This is a genomic window from Rubripirellula lacrimiformis, from assembly GCF_007741535.1.
Classification (GTDB): Bacteria; Planctomycetota; Planctomycetia; order Pirellulales; family Pirellulaceae; genus Rubripirellula; species Rubripirellula lacrimiformis.
The window spans coordinates 8,102,896-8,118,013 of the sequence record NZ_CP036525.1 but is presented as its reverse complement, the minus strand read 5'-3'; the positions used below and the strand labels follow the sequence as shown (position 1 = coordinate 8,118,013).

General features: G+C 59.6%; 10 protein-coding genes. 8 read left to right on the top strand and 2 right to left on the bottom strand.

The window, feature by feature from the left end; genetic code table 11:
• Positions 1–7: 7 nt before the first annotated feature.
• The 3 genes from K227x_RS28365 (at position 8) to K227x_RS28355 (ending at position 2,689) form a co-directional block, all read left to right on the top strand.
• Positions 8–1,267 carry a glycosyltransferase family 25 protein gene (locus K227x_RS28365; RefSeq protein ID WP_145176049.1) on the top strand — a complete coding sequence of 420 codons (1,260 nt, stop codon included), beginning with the start codon at positions 8–10 and terminating at the stop codon, positions 1,265–1,267.
• A 190-nt stretch (positions 1,268–1,457) separates the two neighbouring features.
• Positions 1,458–1,937, top strand: a complete 480-nt coding sequence (locus K227x_RS31710) for a hypothetical protein (protein WP_246146354.1) — start codon at positions 1,458–1,460, stop codon at positions 1,935–1,937.
• The gene (locus K227x_RS28355; protein WP_145176043.1) at positions 1,934–2,689 is read left to right on the top strand and encodes a cysteine hydrolase family protein; all 756 of its coding nucleotides are present in this window, start codon (positions 1,934–1,936) and stop codon (positions 2,687–2,689) included. The genes K227x_RS31710 and K227x_RS28355 overlap by 4 nt, the downstream gene beginning before the upstream one ends.
• 288 nt (positions 2,690–2,977) lie before the next feature.
• Here the strand turns inward: K227x_RS28355 and K227x_RS28350 are convergent, their stop codons facing one another.
• Entirely contained in the window at positions 2,978–3,487 is a 510-nt protein-coding gene (locus K227x_RS28350; RefSeq protein ID WP_145176040.1) for a cell division protein FtsH, read from the bottom strand.
• A gap of 94 nt (positions 3,488–3,581) precedes the next feature.
• Between K227x_RS28350 and K227x_RS28345 the strand changes: the two genes are divergently transcribed.
• The 4 genes from K227x_RS28345 to K227x_RS28330 all read left to right on the top strand — a co-directional run bounded on the left by K227x_RS28345 (position 3,582) and on the right by K227x_RS28330 (position 9,288).
• Positions 3,582–4,622 (top strand): galactitol-1-phosphate 5-dehydrogenase, encoded by a 1,041-nt coding sequence (locus K227x_RS28345; RefSeq protein WP_145176036.1) that lies wholly within the window; start codon positions 3,582–3,584, stop codon positions 4,620–4,622.
• A gap of 3 nt (positions 4,623–4,625) precedes the next feature.
• Positions 4,626–6,845, top strand: coding sequence for an amino acid permease (locus K227x_RS28340; protein ID WP_246146353.1), 2,220 nt, complete (start codon positions 4,626–4,628; stop codon positions 6,843–6,845).
• A 63-nt stretch (positions 6,846–6,908) separates the two neighbouring features.
• A complete protein-coding gene (locus K227x_RS28335; RefSeq protein WP_145176033.1) occupies positions 6,909–8,975 on the top strand; it encodes a prolyl oligopeptidase family serine peptidase in 2,067 nt (688 codons plus the stop codon).
• Positions 8,953–9,288: a YkgJ family cysteine cluster protein gene (locus tag K227x_RS28330; RefSeq protein WP_218933608.1), complete on the top strand. Its 336-nt coding sequence runs from the start codon at positions 8,953–8,955 to the stop codon at positions 9,286–9,288. The genes K227x_RS28335 and K227x_RS28330 overlap by 23 nt, the downstream gene beginning before the upstream one ends.
• Before the next feature lie 287 nt (positions 9,289–9,575).
• Here K227x_RS28330 and K227x_RS28325 read toward each other — a convergent pair whose 3' ends face one another.
• Entirely contained in the window at positions 9,576–10,721 is a 1,146-nt protein-coding gene (locus K227x_RS28325; RefSeq protein WP_145176028.1) for a helix-turn-helix domain-containing protein, read from the bottom strand.
• A 367-nt stretch (positions 10,722–11,088) separates the two neighbouring features.
• Here K227x_RS28325 and K227x_RS28320 point away from each other — a divergent pair, with 367 nt between their 5' ends.
• Positions 11,089–14,889, top strand: a complete 3,801-nt coding sequence (locus tag K227x_RS28320; RefSeq protein ID WP_145176025.1) for a hypothetical protein — start codon at positions 11,089–11,091, stop codon at positions 14,887–14,889.
• Positions 14,890–15,118 lie beyond the last annotated feature (229 nt).

Genomic DNA, 15,118 nt, shown 5'->3' with positions numbered 1-15,118 from the left:
CGAATCGATGAAAATGGAGATTGAACGGGCTGTTGTGATCAACCTCGATCGCGATAGCCAGCGGTTGGAACGATTCTATCAGGCTTTGCCTGCCGATTGGCCTTTTCCACGACCGGAGCGGTTCTCGGCTTTCGATGGTTCGCGACTCCCTTGCCCGCCTTGGTGGGTGGCTGGTGATGCCGCCTGGGGCTGCTTTCGTTCACACCAGTGCGTAATTGAGCAGGCGATCAGCGACGGAGCCCAATCACTGTTGGTGATGGAAGATGATGCATTCTGCCATGCTGAATTTAGCACGCTCTTTAAAGCATTCGAACGCGAACTCCCTATCGATTGGCAGTGGGTCTATCTCGGTGGTCAACATATTCAACGCGAACAGGGGCTGCCGATTCGAATAAGCGAACCTGTGTACCGGCCGTTCAATGCGCATCGTAGCCACGCTTACGCATTCCGCGGTGCCACTGCAATGCAAATGGTCGCCGCTCATTTACATGACCGAGACGCCTGGGGCGAAAAGCATCACGTCGATCACCGCTTCGGTGAATTGCACGCGGAGTTCGATGGCGGTTTGTACTGTCCTGATCGCTGGCTGATCGGACAAGAAGCTGGGTTTAGCAACATCAAACAGAAACACCTTGACGCAAACTTTTTCCCGGATGCGCGGTCGTTCTACGATTTGCGAATCGATCATCCGGTCATTGCGGTTGTCGGCAGCAGTCATCGGCAACGTATGATTGTTGCGGCAATCCTTCATCGTCTGGGTATCTCTTTCGGGACCGCACGTCCGCCGGAGGCCATTGCTGAAGCACCGGAATCGTACTGCGCCCCCGGTTTCGATTCGGTTTGCGATCATCTCGTCACGGGGCAGAGTTGGAATCTAGTTAACGACCAAGCGTTCCGCGTTGCTCATCTTCGGATGTGGGCTGATCGACGTTTGAAGGCGGCAAAAAATGAAATGCCGATCGGCGCGACGCATCGAAAGCTTGCGTTGCTTTATAAAGACGTTCAAGCAGCCTGGCCTCAAACAACTTTCATCGCCATCGCTGGCGATGATGAACGCATTGGTATCGAAGCGGTTCACGATCGCAGCGTCGATTCAGCGATCAACGAGTTGGCGTCAGGTGCGAAAGTGCATTGCATCAAGAAAGTGGACTTCGATGCCCCTGAACAACTCGTGGAGCGACTGGCTGCCATGGTTGGTGTGGAATTCAAACCCGCCGATGTTGCCACCGCGAAGCAATTGGCGATTTCTCTTTGCCGAAACGCCTGACGCGATTTCGCTTCGCTATTACTACGCAAAAAAGGTCTCGGAAAAACTCCGGAACAGCGCTGGATGTGTTTTCGAGACAGAGGTAACGGTGTGGTCCCGTTGGCCACGGTGGCCACGTTGGCCACGGTGGCCACGGTGGCCACCGTGGCCAACGCGAAACCTCGAAACGCCCAACAACGGGAACACAGACATGGCAACGAAGAAAACCACCGCAGCGACCAAGATCACCGCCACCAAGAACGCTTCGGCAAAGAAGCCGGCCGCCACCCAAACGACCGGCAGAAAAATGTCGCAGATCGACGCGGCCGAAAAAGATGAAGCCGCATCGTTGGGTCAAGATGCCCTGCAAGCGTTGTACGCCGACCTGCGGGCCAAGCACGGTCGAGACATCCCGATCAAAATCCGAACCGTTCGTCGGGCCACCGACGCGGTGATCGACCTTTGGCTACATCCGCATGTCGAGCGACAAGCAGGAAGAAAGCCCCGAGCAACAACGCGACGAGATTTTAAAGCTCGCCGAGCAGAATGGTTGTACGATCGATGGCTGGTCGGGTCGTGTTCGTTCGCGTCTGGGGATACCATCGGTGGGACATATCACTGCCACGGCGGACCGCTTGCGGAGTTCTCGCTACCTATGATCACACGCTCACTGGATCGAATCATTCAATGACTGATAAGCAATCGCAAGTTCCCCAGCACGTTGAACATGTCGATCCGCTGCGCGCGGTGTATGTGGAATCGTTCATCGATAACCCGGCGCACAACGAGTTCCTGGTCAAAGGGAAAACGGCGCTGCTGTCGATCGACCTTCAAAAACTTGATGCCGTTCCCGGTTGTGGTGTGTTCGAAGATGCCGACAACAGCGGTGTGTCGCACGAGGACCAGAAGTACTATTTCGATCGACTTGATTCGCTGGTTCTGCCCAACGTTCGTGCGGTCCAGGACGCATTCCGCCGGCACGAAATGGAAGTCATCCACACGCGGATCCAGTCGCTCACTCGCGATGGTCGCGATCGTGGAAAGGGGCACAAGCGATTGAACTTGTTGGCTGCGCCGGGGTCACGCGAAGCCGAGTTCGTGGAACAGGTCGCACCGCTGGAAGGCGGCGACGAGATCGTGATCAACAAGACCGCCAGTGGCGTTTTCTCGTCGACAAATCTGCACTACGTCTTGAAAAACTTGGGGATCGAGTCGCTGTTCGTCGTTGGCGTTTACACCAATGAATGTGTGGAGACGACCGTCCGCGATGCTTGCGACTTGGGTTACTTGGTCACGATTGTCGAGGACTGCTGTGCGACCGTGACGCCGGAGTTGCACGCCGCGTCGCTGGCCACGTTGCGCGACCGATACGCCAGGGTGATCACGCACGACGAAGCGATCGCGACCATCAACCGCCTGGTGCCGACGTCCATTCATCGCTAGCGGGCTGCCGGTTTAGGCGAGTTTTCAACCGCAATGGTGAGCCGCTGGCCGTGAGGCAATGGGCAATTCCCGGCCGCTCACGCGATCACGGCTCACTAGATCAGCAGACTGTTATCGCCTAAACGCTAACGCTGTGAAGCATTTCGTAGCGGAAGTCGTCAAGACTTTCGGTGATCTCACATCTGAGGCCGAAACTCTTGACGAGTTCCGCTACGAAAAACGTCCCGACGCACGGGGTGTGAATGCTTCACGGCGTTGGCCTAAGCGGCTAACGAAACCGACAGCCCGCTAACGGCGCAGCCAGAATTCCAGGGTCTCGGCAACCTGATCGGCCTCTAGCATCTCGTGGGCGGCCAATTCATCGGCCAGCCCCGCGATCGCTGGCCAGTAGGGTTCGTTTTGCAGGTGTTGATGCAGGCTGACGATGATCTTTTCCAGCAGTAGGGTGCGTTGCTGGGGATCGCGAATGATCGCTTCGCAGGTGGCCATCGCGCGCTGCCAGTCATCTTGCCAAGGCCCGTACAGGGCTGGGTGTAGCGGTTCGCCGCGGTAGATCATTTCTGCCACCGGACCGGCCAGATAGGTCATGATTTCACGCTGTCGCTGCCAGTCCAAATTTGGGTCGACCGGCCCCCAATTCACACGGCAGTCCCCAAATCGCTCGGGCAGCCAATCATCGGCTTCCCCCCACAGTTGCATCGAATCGACGGTCGCACCCAGCGAATGAGCGACGACGGCGTGACCGGCTTCGTGGTAAGAGGTCAGGGTTTCGTCGTCCTGGTCGGTGTCTTGATTCAATCGTACGGCACCTGTGCTAAAGTACGTTTCGGCTTGATAATCGCCTTTTGTATCAAGAATGTTTCTACCCGTCGCACCCATCCGAGCCCCGACCATGAAAGCTTTGTTGCTGACCGAATACAAGAAGATGGAAGTTACCGATGTCGACGAGCCCGAAGTCGGCGCCGATGACGTTCTGGTACAGGTCGAAGCATGCGGCATCTGCGGCAGCGACATTCACGGGTACGACGGCAGCACCGGTCGACGAATTCCACCTTTGGTGATGGGCCACGAAGCGGCCGGAATCGTGGTCGCCACGGGCGACAATGTGACCGATATGCCCAACGGGACCCGCGTCACCTTCGATTCGATGGTTTCCTGTGGGCAGTGTCATTTCTGTCGCCAAGGCGATGGCAATTTGTGTGACAACCGGATGGTGCTGGGTGTTTCGTGCGGCGAATACCGACGGCACGGCGCCTTTGCTGAACGCATCAGTGTGCCTCGCTGGATCGTTTACACGCTGCCCGATTCGTTGCCGTTCGAACACGCTGCGTTGGTCGAAGCCGTTTCGGTCGCTGTTCACGCCGCAGCGGTGACCCCAGTCCAGTTGGGCGACACGGCCGTCGTGGTCGGTGCCGGCATGATCGGATTGTTGGCGGTGCAAGCGATTCGTGCTGCGGGGGCGACGCAGGTGATCGCAGTCGATTTGAACGACAAGCGACTGGCGGCAGCCAAAGAACTCGGTGCTGATCATGTTCTGCGTGGCGATCTGGTGGACGTCCCCGCCGCGGTCCGTGAATTGACCGAAGGTCGTGGTGCCGACGTGGCATTGGAAGTGGTCGGTGCGACGCCGACGATCAAGACGGCAATCGAATCGGTTCGCAAAGGTGGCAGCGTGACTTTGATCGGCAATGTCGCCCCGACGATCGAACTGCCATTGCAGTCGGTCGTGACGCGAGAAATTCGATTGCAGGGGACCTGTGGTTGCAATGGCGAGTATCCGCAGTGCATCGACTTGATGAACCGTGGCATCATCAACGTCGCGCCGCTGATCACTTCGATGATCGGATTGGCGGACGGACCACAGTGGTTCGAACGATTGCACGCGGGTGATCCGGATCAAATGAAGGTCGTGATTCAGCCCCAAAAGGCATAGTCGGTGACCGACACACAGCAGCGTCATCTGGGCTTGTTCGGCGCTACTGGCATCGGAGTGGGGGCAATCGTTGGCGGTGGGATTTTGGCTTTGGCGGGAGTCGCCTTTGCCACCACCGGTCCGGCCGCGATCGTCGCGTTTGCGATCAATGGAGTGATCGCGATGTTGACGGCGCTTAGCTTTGCCGAAATGGCATCGAAGTTCCCCGAATCGGGCGGGACCTACACGTTCAGCCGCAAAGTTTTGTCGGTGGAGTCTGCGTTTACCGTGGGCTGGGTCGTGTGGTTCGCATCGATCGTCGCGGCGGTTCTGTACGCGCTCGGCTTTGCGCACTTTGGGCTGATCTTTTGCCAGGAACTCAGTTCGGCCAACGGCTATCAGTGGGACTGGCTGCATCGTCCGATCCTGGTCCCGGTCACCGCGATCGCGACATCGGTCTTACTAGCGGTGGGGTTGATGATGCGAACCGGGGGCGGTGGCACGTTTGCCAACGTCGCCAAGGTGGCTGTGTTCGTGGTCCTGATCGTGGGCGGCGTGTGGGCGGTTTGCCAACAGTCGGCCGGCGACACGGTCGCATCCTTTCGCCCTTTCTTTGCCGACGGGATGGGCGGGTTGGTTCAAGCGATGGGGTACAGCTTCATTGCGCTGCAGGGGTTTGACCTGATCGCCGCGGTGGGCGGTGAAATCAAGCAGCCGGCCCGCACGATCCCCCGTGCGATGATGCTTTCGTTGGTGATCGCATTATTGATCTATTTGCCATTGTTGTCGGTGATCGTTGCGGTGGGCACGCCGTCGGGCGAATCGATCACCGAGGCTGCTGCTGCCGATCCCGGTTCGATCGTTGCCAACGCGGCCCGGAACTATCTGGGGGTGACCGGTTTTTGGTTGGTCATCGTGGCGGCCGTTTTGTCGATGTTCACGGCGCTGCAGGCCAATCTGTTTGCGGCATCGCGAATCGCGCAGGCGATGGCTGGCGACCGCACGCTGCCGCGAATGATGAGCCGGGTCAGTGCTGGCAATGGGAACCCGACGGTATCGGTGATCGTGACCACGACGTTGGTCTGTTTGTTGGTGGTGGCGCTGCCAGACTTGTCGGCTGCCGGGGCGGCATCCAGTTTGATCTTTTTGGTGACCTTTGCGATTGCGCACTGGTTAAGCGTGTTGGTGCGTCAGCGCAGCCCGGCCAATCCGCCCCCCTTCATGTCGCCTTGGTATCCGGTCGTGCCAGTGGTGGGTGGACTGGCATGCGTCAGTTTGGCGGTGTTTCAGGGCATTGCTGTTCCAACGGCCGGTTTGATCGCAGTGGTTTGGTTATCGCTGGGCGGCGTCTTGTTTCTGACCCTGTTTGCTCGCAGTGCCCGGCTGCGCGATGTTTCCAGCATGGCAGCCAATCCCGAGTTGTCGCGGCTGCGCGGGAACACACCGCTAGTGCTTGTGCCGATCGCCAATCCACAGAACGCCGAGGCGATGATCGCGCTTGCCGAAACCTTGGTGCCGGCCGCCCTGGGACGCGTGCTGTTGCACACCGTCGTGGTGGCCCCGCCGGATTGGGCCCCCGATCTGGATCCCGGACCGGCCGACCGGTCCCATGTGGTCCAGCGGGCGCTGATCAGTGCATCGCTGCGGCTGGGCGTGCATGCCGAAACGTTAGTCACGGTGGCGGCATCACCGTTCGAAGAAATCGCACGTGTTGCCCGATTGCACCGATGCGGATCGGTGCTGCTAGGGCTCAGCGAGATCGCCGAGGACGGTCCCCCGGCGCCGATGGAAGCCTTGCTAAGCCGGTTGGAGACCGACGTGGTGGTCTTGCGAGCACCCAACGATTGGCACCTGGCCGAACGCCAGAAGATTCTGGTGCCCGTCGCCGGTCACGGTGGACATGACTATCTGTTGACCCGATTGCTGGGCAGTCTGACACGGAACCAGAATTGTGATGTCAAGTTTGTTCGCGTGATACCGGTTGCATCCGGGCTGGGCGAATTGAGACGGGTAGAGAAAGAACTGGACCGCTTGGCCTACGACAATTTTGGTGGACGCTGCGAACGCGAAGTCGTCGAAAGTGACGACCCGGTCGATGCCGTCGTGTCCCGCGCCGACGCATCGGGATTGGTGATCCTAGGGGTCCAGCGAATCGGGCCACGCCAGAAGCTGTTCGGACGGTTCACGCGGCAGATCGCAAGCCGAACTCACTGCCCCATCATCGTGATCAGCCGCCGCGGTTGAACCGAGTTATCATGGGGGCCAACTTGAATGGACCCCCAAACGCTGCCTTAGGAGCTTGACCAGGTGATCGGATTTTCTTTGCGATGGACATGTGTTGTATTGTGGGTCGGATTTGCCTTTGCAGGTGATTCGCGATCCAGAGCCGTTGCCGAAGATTTCAAACAGTTGCCCCCGCCGGGGATTTCGTTGGATGCCGATGACCGCGCGTCGTTGGTGGATCGGGTCAACGCCATCCAGGCCAAGATTGTGGCCGCCAAGTCTGCCTCGGACGATGCGGATGCATGGTCACCCGATGTCGAGGTACTGGTCCGATCAGTCAGGTTGGCTCTGGAACAAAACGGGTTCTACAAAGCATCGGAAGTGAAAGATGCGGGCCGGTTGCTGGACGAGGCTCAGCGTCGATTGCAATCCGCCAGCAGTGGCAAACGAGGCTTAGCTTTACTGGCCGATGGTCGCTTGGGATCCAAAGAACCATTGCCCGTCATCGGTGGTTTCAAGTCGGATATCGATGATTCGGTCCAACCGTTCGGGTTGGTGATTCCGGCGGGCTATACGGCCGATGACGCGTCAACGGATTCCAAATACCGGATGGACATTTGGTTGCACGGACGTGGGGATACCAAGACAGAGATCGCGTTTCTGAAAGAACGCATGACCAAGGTCGGTCAGTATTCGCCCGGCGATACCTTCGTGTTGCATCCCTTTGGTCGGCACTGCGTGGCGTTCAAGTTTGCTGGCGAAACCGATGTCGACGAAGCGATCCAACACGTTTCGGAATTGTTAGAGGTCGATTCGGACCGGATCGCCATGCGAGGTTTTTCGATGGGTGGGGCCGGTGTTTGGCACCTGGGGGTGCATCAGCCCAGTCGTTGGTTCGCGGTCAATCCAGGAGCCGGCTTTGTCGACACGATCGTGTACCAGGGATGGTCGCAGAAGATGCCGTTCGAATTGACGGACACGCGTCGCAAACTGTTGAACTGGTACGACGTTTTGCCGTGGGTGACCAATCTGCGAAACACCGAATTGGTTGCCTACAGCGGTGAAGTCGACAAACAACGCCAAGCGGCCGAGCGGGTGACCCAGGCCGCGGGCCAGCAGGGCATTCCGTATCAACACATCATCGGTAAAGGCATGGGGCATAAGATCGATCCACCTTCGGCCCAGAAAATCGACGCGATTCTGGATGATCTGGCCAGTCAGCAAATGCCCGCACCGCGTACCAAGATCGACTTTGTCACTTACCTGCTGCGTTATCACCGATCCGATTGGTTGTCCGTGGATGGACTGACCCAGCAGTTTCAACCGGGCCATGTGGTGGCTGAAGTGGTGGGTGACCACGCGATTGAGATGACGACCAGCGGCGTGACCAGGTTGCGTTTGGATTTTGCCGATTCCGGTTGGCCCGCCGACCGTCAGGCGGTCACGCTTGATATCGATCAGCAGCAGGTCTTGCTGACAGACACCAGCGAAACTGCGGGGCTGCAGGTCGACTTGGTTCGTGACGAATCGGGCGGTGCCTGGCTGCAATCAACTCAGGCGATCACCGGACTGCAAAAACGTCCTGGCATGCAGGGGCCGATCGATGATGCGTTTTGCCAGCGGTTCGTGTTCGTAACGCCCAGTCGTCCCGCGACGCACGGCCGAGTTCAACGGTGGATTGATCGTGAAACCAAGTACGCGATCCGGCGATGGGAAACGCTGATGCGAGGCCAGGCCAACGTGGTTCAGGACACCGAAGTGACCGACGAAATGATCCAGACGTGCAACCTGGTCTGCTTTGGCGACTTCACCAGCAACCGTTTGTTGGCCAAGTTGGCCGGGCAGTTGCCGATCCAGTGGACCAAAGATGGTGTGTCGGTAGGCGACCGGCAATTTGATCCGGTTTCGCATGTTCCCGTCTTTTGTTATCCCAACCCGCTGAACCTCGATCGATACATCGTCGTGAATTCGGGAATGACGTTTCGTGAGTTTTCGAACGTCAGCAATTCACGTCAAATCGCGATGCTGCCCGATTGGGCGGTCCTCAGCGTCGACAGCGAAGACGATGGCATCTTTGCGGGCGACGTGGTGGCCGATGGATTTTTTGACGAACAATGGAAGATCAAGCGTGACGAAGTTGCCAACGATTGAAGATTGCGGTGATTGCGGCGTGTGCTGCATGCACATGGGTTACCCGCCCTATCTTCGTGGCGAGAATGGCGGACCGGTGGAACCGTACTGGACTCAAATGCCGGCGGATCTGAAGTCGCAGTGGCTGGCCTATGTGGAATCCTATTCGGTGCCCGAAGGCGAATTGGACGGTCCATGCGTGTGGTTGGACCTGGAAAGCCGGCGCTGCAAGCACCACGAGGCCAGGCCCAGTGTGTGCCGCGACTTTCGCGTCGGCAGCAAAGGCTGCCAAGATTGGCGTCACGCCTACGGGATCGTTGCCCCGCAGACGTAGAGGTCGCTGTGAAGCATTTCGTAGCGGAAGTCGTCAAGACTTTCGGTGGTCTCCCATCCGAGGCCGAAACTCTTGACGAGTTCCGCTACGAAGAACCGCCCCAAGCATGGGGGAATCCATGCTTTACCGCGTCTAGACGCAGGGATCGTGGAAGAAAGAAGTGTCCGACCCGCATGCCACGGACATCGGGGTTGGATCCTGCCCGGGATGACCTTCCACTTTCCAATCGTTCGCATTTGCCGCAACGGTAGGCGGCAAATGCGATCAACGATGGGTGAATCGCCGGATTATCGGCGGGCCATCCGTTTGGCGATTGCGTCGCGCGACAGTGGCATGATGGTGGCAGCACCACCGGCATTGAACAGCAGGTCTTCGCGGCTTGGTTTGGTGTCCGTGTTGTCGTACTGGACCAAGTAAGCACCGATCTGCAGTCCGGCTTCTTCGTAAACCGGTGGCCAGAATTCTTCGCCACGAATGGCAAGTGTTTTGGCCAGCAAACGAGTCGCTCGGCCAGAGAACCCGCTTAGCACCATGTCCAGTCGGCCCAGGGCTTCACGGAACAGGTAGAAAACCAGCGCGGTGTCTTTGTCCTTGCCGCCGGCATAGGCCCAGGTGCCATCGTCTTTTTCGTAATAGAAGCCGGGTTCGGGAGCGTCTTCGTTCTTGCTCAATCGCAGGCCGGCCGATGCACCGCCCGGTTTCGGGTCCGTGTCGCGGTATCGCAAGAAGAACGGGCAGGATCGAGCGGACACGTCGTCGACGTCATCTTCGGTGACGAATGGCGTGCATCCGAAGGCATCGGCAAACAGCAGTTCGACGACTGGATTGCTTTTGACACTGCCGATACAAACCATGCCGCGATCGCCCTGGGCTTCGACGAATCCTTCGAAGACTTCGGTGGCTCGGGTGCGGGCATCTTCCAACGATACCTGGCCGGGGCTCCAAACCAAGGTTTGTTGCAAACGGTCGGGCATGGGAACCGATTGGACCGAATTTTCTTCGCCGTCGGTGGTTCCGTGGTGCTTGGCTGCTCCGCCAAGAGTCGACACGCCGTTGAGCAATTCGCCGAACAGGACCGCGTCGCTGGCCACGACGGTCGCGTTGTCGGGAGACGAGGTGTCGGAATTCTCGCGAACTCCCAACACAATTTCGATCTCACCGCGGCGGGCTAGCAATTCCCAGAAATTCTCGGCGTTGACCGCGAACAGGGCACCCGGCAATTGGTCGGCGGGAGCATATCCGTGGTCGATCAGGTAATCGCAAATCCGCGACAATGCATCCAACGGGATGTATTTCGCTTCGTTCTTTAGCAACGACGCGACCTGGTGGCGATCCAGTCCCGTGTGCTCGACGATGGACTTGATGGTCCCCGGTCGCTTACGTCGATCCGGGGTATGACCGAGGAGTTCTGCGAGACGGAATGCGTATCTCATGGGCGGCAGAAAAGGTAGGAGAAAAAGAGTGTTCGTGTGAAAACAATGATGCCAGTGTAGCAACCCTGGCAGTGGCGTTAGGAATCCCGCTGCGGACTTTGCTGAAAACCGCTGGGAGATCCCAGCCGAAGCGGCCGAGAAGTTCGCTTATCCCGATATTAGCGACGATTGAGGATCCTTCCACGATTCTGAATCGATTTGATAGCTGGGGGCGTGATTCCGCCGCAATTCGACGGTCAACCACTCGGTCGGAACCCCAGTTTGTTTTGGGGGGACCAGGGGCCCGCGTGGGATCGCAAACTTTGGCCTATACTCGATGGGTTGCTGAAACCAGAGATTTGATTGCCAGTGCCTGGAAAACGCCCTCATGTCGATCGTTCCACCACCGCCTAGCCGAGCGCAAGCTCCAGCGGCAGACGCTGCGATGGGGAACCGGTCTGCACCATTGGCGGGGGCGTCTAACGAGTCGCTGATCGAAACTCGCATCTCCGAGGCGGCTTCGGCGCTGTGGTGGGCGGAAGTGACCCGTCGGTCGCTGAAGTTGGTGCTGATCACGATTGGATGCCTATTGGCCTGGGTGATGGTGGACCAGTGGGTGTATTCGCCTGGTCCCGTCGCCCGCTGTGTGGTCGGGTTCGGTCTGTGGGCCGCCGCGATCACCTATGTCGTCCGCGTGATCTATCCGATGTTGGGCAACCGGATCTTGCCCGAGTACGCCGCCCGGTCTCTGGAACGCGACATCCCCGATCTGCGTCAGTCGTTGGTCAGCTACGTGACGCTTCGCCAGGCTTCGCCCGCCAGCGGTTTGCAGGGACGCGTGGTCCGTTCGATCGGCGCCTCCACGGCCAAGCGACTGGCATCCCATGACGCATTGCCCGCCGAAGCGACCGGGACGATGGCGTGGTGGATCGCCACTGCGGTGGGGATGCTGTTGTTGGTCATCTACGCCGTTGTGTCCCCCAAGAACACATTGCAGTCGGCGGTGCGGGTGGTCGCTCCGTTGGCATCCATCGATGCGCCACGACGCGTTTCGATCACGCAGGTATCGCCCGGCGATGTCGAAGCGATCGCCGGCCGATCGGTCGACGTCTCGGCAATGATCCGCGGCATGCGCGACGATGAGGAACCGACCGTACAATGGGAACTGGCATCGGAAAGCCGACAGGCATCGATGCAAATCGACGAAGCATCGGGTTCGCGTCAACACGTGGGCACCGTGGCGCTGCCCTATTCCGCAGCCGGGTCGGTGGCGTACCGGATCGTTGCCGGCGACGCGGTGGCCGGCCCATTCCATTTGAACGTACGCGACATTCCCGTGGTCAAACTGGACTCGGTTCGCTACCAGCCGCCAAATTACACCGCGGAAACTCCGTACACCCGCACCAGCGGATCGATCACCGCGATCGACGGAACTGCGATCCAGATCCACGCCACCGTCAATCGGCCCGTGGAACGAGCGGTGATCGAATTCAATCCGCGCCCGTTGGGAGACGTGGTTCGCGCCACCGCAGGCGTCGCCGAAATGGAGATCGACGGTTCCGGTACATCCATCACCGCATCGTTTCGGATGAAGGGAGCACGCGGTCGATCGTCAGCGGTTGAACTGGACAGCTATCGAATTCGAGTCTGGGACGATTCGGACCAAACCAATCCAGACCCCATCATCTATCCGATTCGCGTGTTGGCAGACTTGCCGCCCGATGTCGCGATCGTGATGCCGGTCCAGTCGCCCAAGGACGTGCCGATCAATGCTCAGCAGATGATCGAAGTGCATGCCGCGGACCCGGACTATGGGCTGCAGGAAATCCGCCTAGAAGTTCGCTCTGGCTTGGACCTGATCGACACACCGGTGCTTTGGCGAGCTGGCCAGGATGACGCGAATCGTGCCGGCCAAAGCGGCGCCGCAAACGTTCGCGTTCAAGGCAACCAAGTGTGTGAGTATCGGCTGCGTCCGGGCGGTCAAGTTCGCGACGGATTGGGCCTGCGCATCGGTGATACGGTCCAGGTCATCGCGGTCGCGATCGACAATCGAGTGCTGGATTCCGATCCGACGGTCGAACCGAATCAAACGCGAACCGACCCCATCCTGCTAAAGATTGTGGCCGCCGACGAATTGCCGGTTGCCGGCGATCCCGAATCGGGCGGGATGTCCCGGCCCGATGATCAGCCCGCCGCGGGCGATGGAGATCAAGGAAATTCAAACGCCGAATCGGGAAACCAGGGTCAGCCTGGATCAGGCGGCGGCGGTTCCGGTGGCGGCGACGCCGCTTCGCAGCAGCAGTCGGGTGATGGCAGTTCGGGCAGCCCATCGGGTGGGTCTTCGGGATCTTCGGAAGGTGAATCCGGCGACGGTTCGTCCGGCAACATGGATGCCAACTCGGGGAACCCCGGCGGCAAGGGCACGCCTGATCCGTCGTCGGGTGACGACGCGGCGAATCGCGATCCGAATTCCGATCCCGCCCCAAGCGATGGAGCCCCCGGTGGTGAATCCTCCGCCGATCCATCATCAACCGATTCATCCGCCGCAGCGACCGACGCTGGTTCGGGACAGCCCGCTGGCGATGGACGCAGTCCGGACAGCGGATCGTCGGACTCCGGTGCATCCGGTGGTGGCGATTCGATGGACTCGCCAGGTGGTTCAAATTCGCCCAGGGGTGACGGGACCGATCCCAGCCAGTCGCCGTCCAAGAATCCTGGATCCACCAGCGATGATGGGGCCGACGAAAACGCCGGTGATAGTGCCGCCGACGGAGGAAACGGAACCGAAGGGGCCCCCGGCAGTGAAGGCACCCCGGCCGGCCAAGGTGGTCAGGGGGAACCGAACCAACCGCAAGGAAGCCCCAATCCAGCAGGTGAGAATCAATCGGGCGGCGGGGAATCGGGGGATCCCGAATCCGAATCTGGGAATCCAGGCCAGGGCAAATCCGACCAGGGGGATGACTCGAATTCAAAGCCTTCGGGGCCGCCCCAGCACGATGGCGAGGCGTTCGAACGGATCAAAGATTATTTGGACAAAAAGGCCCAGGACCAACAGGGATCCTCGGGCGGTCAGTCTGCACCGAATGATTCGCAGTCCTCCCAAGGCCAGGATGCTTCGTCCAAAGGATCCGACGGATCCGATGGTTCCGACGCATCCGATAGTTCTGGGCAACCATCCGCGGGGCAGGATCCCGCCGGCCAAAATCCCGCGGGCCAAAATCCTGCGAGTCAAACGCAGCCCAGCGATGATGGCGGCAGCCCATCGGGGGATGGTGCCGGTCAACCGCAAGGATCCGATTCACCAACCGGGGCCGGTGAATCCGACCCGTCGAACACGCAGCAGCCAGCCGGGCAAAATGGCGATCCATCTTCCGCAGACGATCCAACCGGTGGTGACCAAAAAGGTGGTGACCCAAAAGGTGGTGACCCAAAAGGTGGTGACCAAGCCGGTTCCGATCAACAGGGATCCAGCGATGGCAGCGATGGTGATTCGGGGGGCGAAGATGGTTCCGCCAGCGATGGGATGAACGATTCGAGTGCAGGGAATTCCAGTCAGGGCGATTCCGGCAGCGCCGGCGCGGCTGGGGCCAAGTCCGATCCGTCCGGCGAATCTTCGTCCACGGATTCGGCGAAGCCCGATCCGGATTCCCCCGAATCGGCATCACCGGGATCCAAGTCATCCGATTCGTCGACCGGTGGTGGCAAAGCGAAACCGATTCAGCAGCAGTCTGGCGACGATAGCTTGCCGGGCACCGGTGACGGTTCCGATGGGGCTGGCGAAGGCGGCGACGCTGCACTGCCGCCGGACCCGGTGAACACTGAATATGCCAAGCAGGCCGCCGACATGGTGCTGGATTATCTGGACCAGACTCGGGACCAGCCCGACCGCGAATTGTTGGACCAATTGGATTGGACCGAATCCGATCTGAAACGATTTCGTGAACGATGGAACCGTGTCCGCGAATTGGATCCGGGCAATGACCAAGGCAACCAGCCCGGCGGCCGCGAGATGGAGGATGCGCTGCGCAGTCTGGGGCTGCGTGACACCAACCGCGATGCCGGACGTTCGGAACGGGCCGGGGCGGATTCCCTGCGCGGTCTGCGTGATTCTGGGAACCGCAAACCACCGCCGGCCGCCTACCGGGACGCATTCGATGCATTCCGACGATCGATGGGTTCGCGGCCCTAGTCGTTGCGGGACCGATCACCGCCGCCATCGTCGTTGTGATTCTCGTCGTTGCGGTTCTGATCGTTGCGGTTCTGATCGTTGCGGAGAACGCCCGAATGCCGGACCATAGGAACGCCGGAACATCGTTGCGTCGGGCTTCTGGATGGCCGCAGGGGCCGTTAGGTTAGACGTATTCCGAACACCGGATCGTCCCATCTGCCCACTTCCTCCCCCCCCCCCCTCGATCACA

Bases quoted from the DNA above. Each gene is read 5' to 3' on its own strand.
- K227x_RS28365 (WP_145176049.1), top strand. From the start codon at position 8: ATGAAAATGGAGATTGAACGGGCTGTTGTGATCAACCTCGATCGCGAT.
- K227x_RS31710 (WP_246146354.1), top strand. From the start codon at position 1,458: ATGGCAACGAAGAAAACCACCGCAGCGACCAAGATCACCGCCACCAAG.
- K227x_RS28355 (WP_145176043.1), top strand. From the start codon at position 1,934: ATGACTGATAAGCAATCGCAAGTTCCCCAGCACGTTGAACATGTCGAT.
- K227x_RS28345 (WP_145176036.1), top strand. From the start codon at position 3,582: ATGAAAGCTTTGTTGCTGACCGAATACAAGAAGATGGAAGTTACCGAT.
- K227x_RS28325 (WP_145176028.1), bottom strand. From the start codon at position 10,721: ATGAGATACGCATTCCGTCTCGCAGAACTCCTCGGTCATACCCCGGAT.
- K227x_RS28320 (WP_145176025.1), top strand. From the start codon at position 11,089: ATGTCGATCGTTCCACCACCGCCTAGCCGAGCGCAAGCTCCAGCGGCA.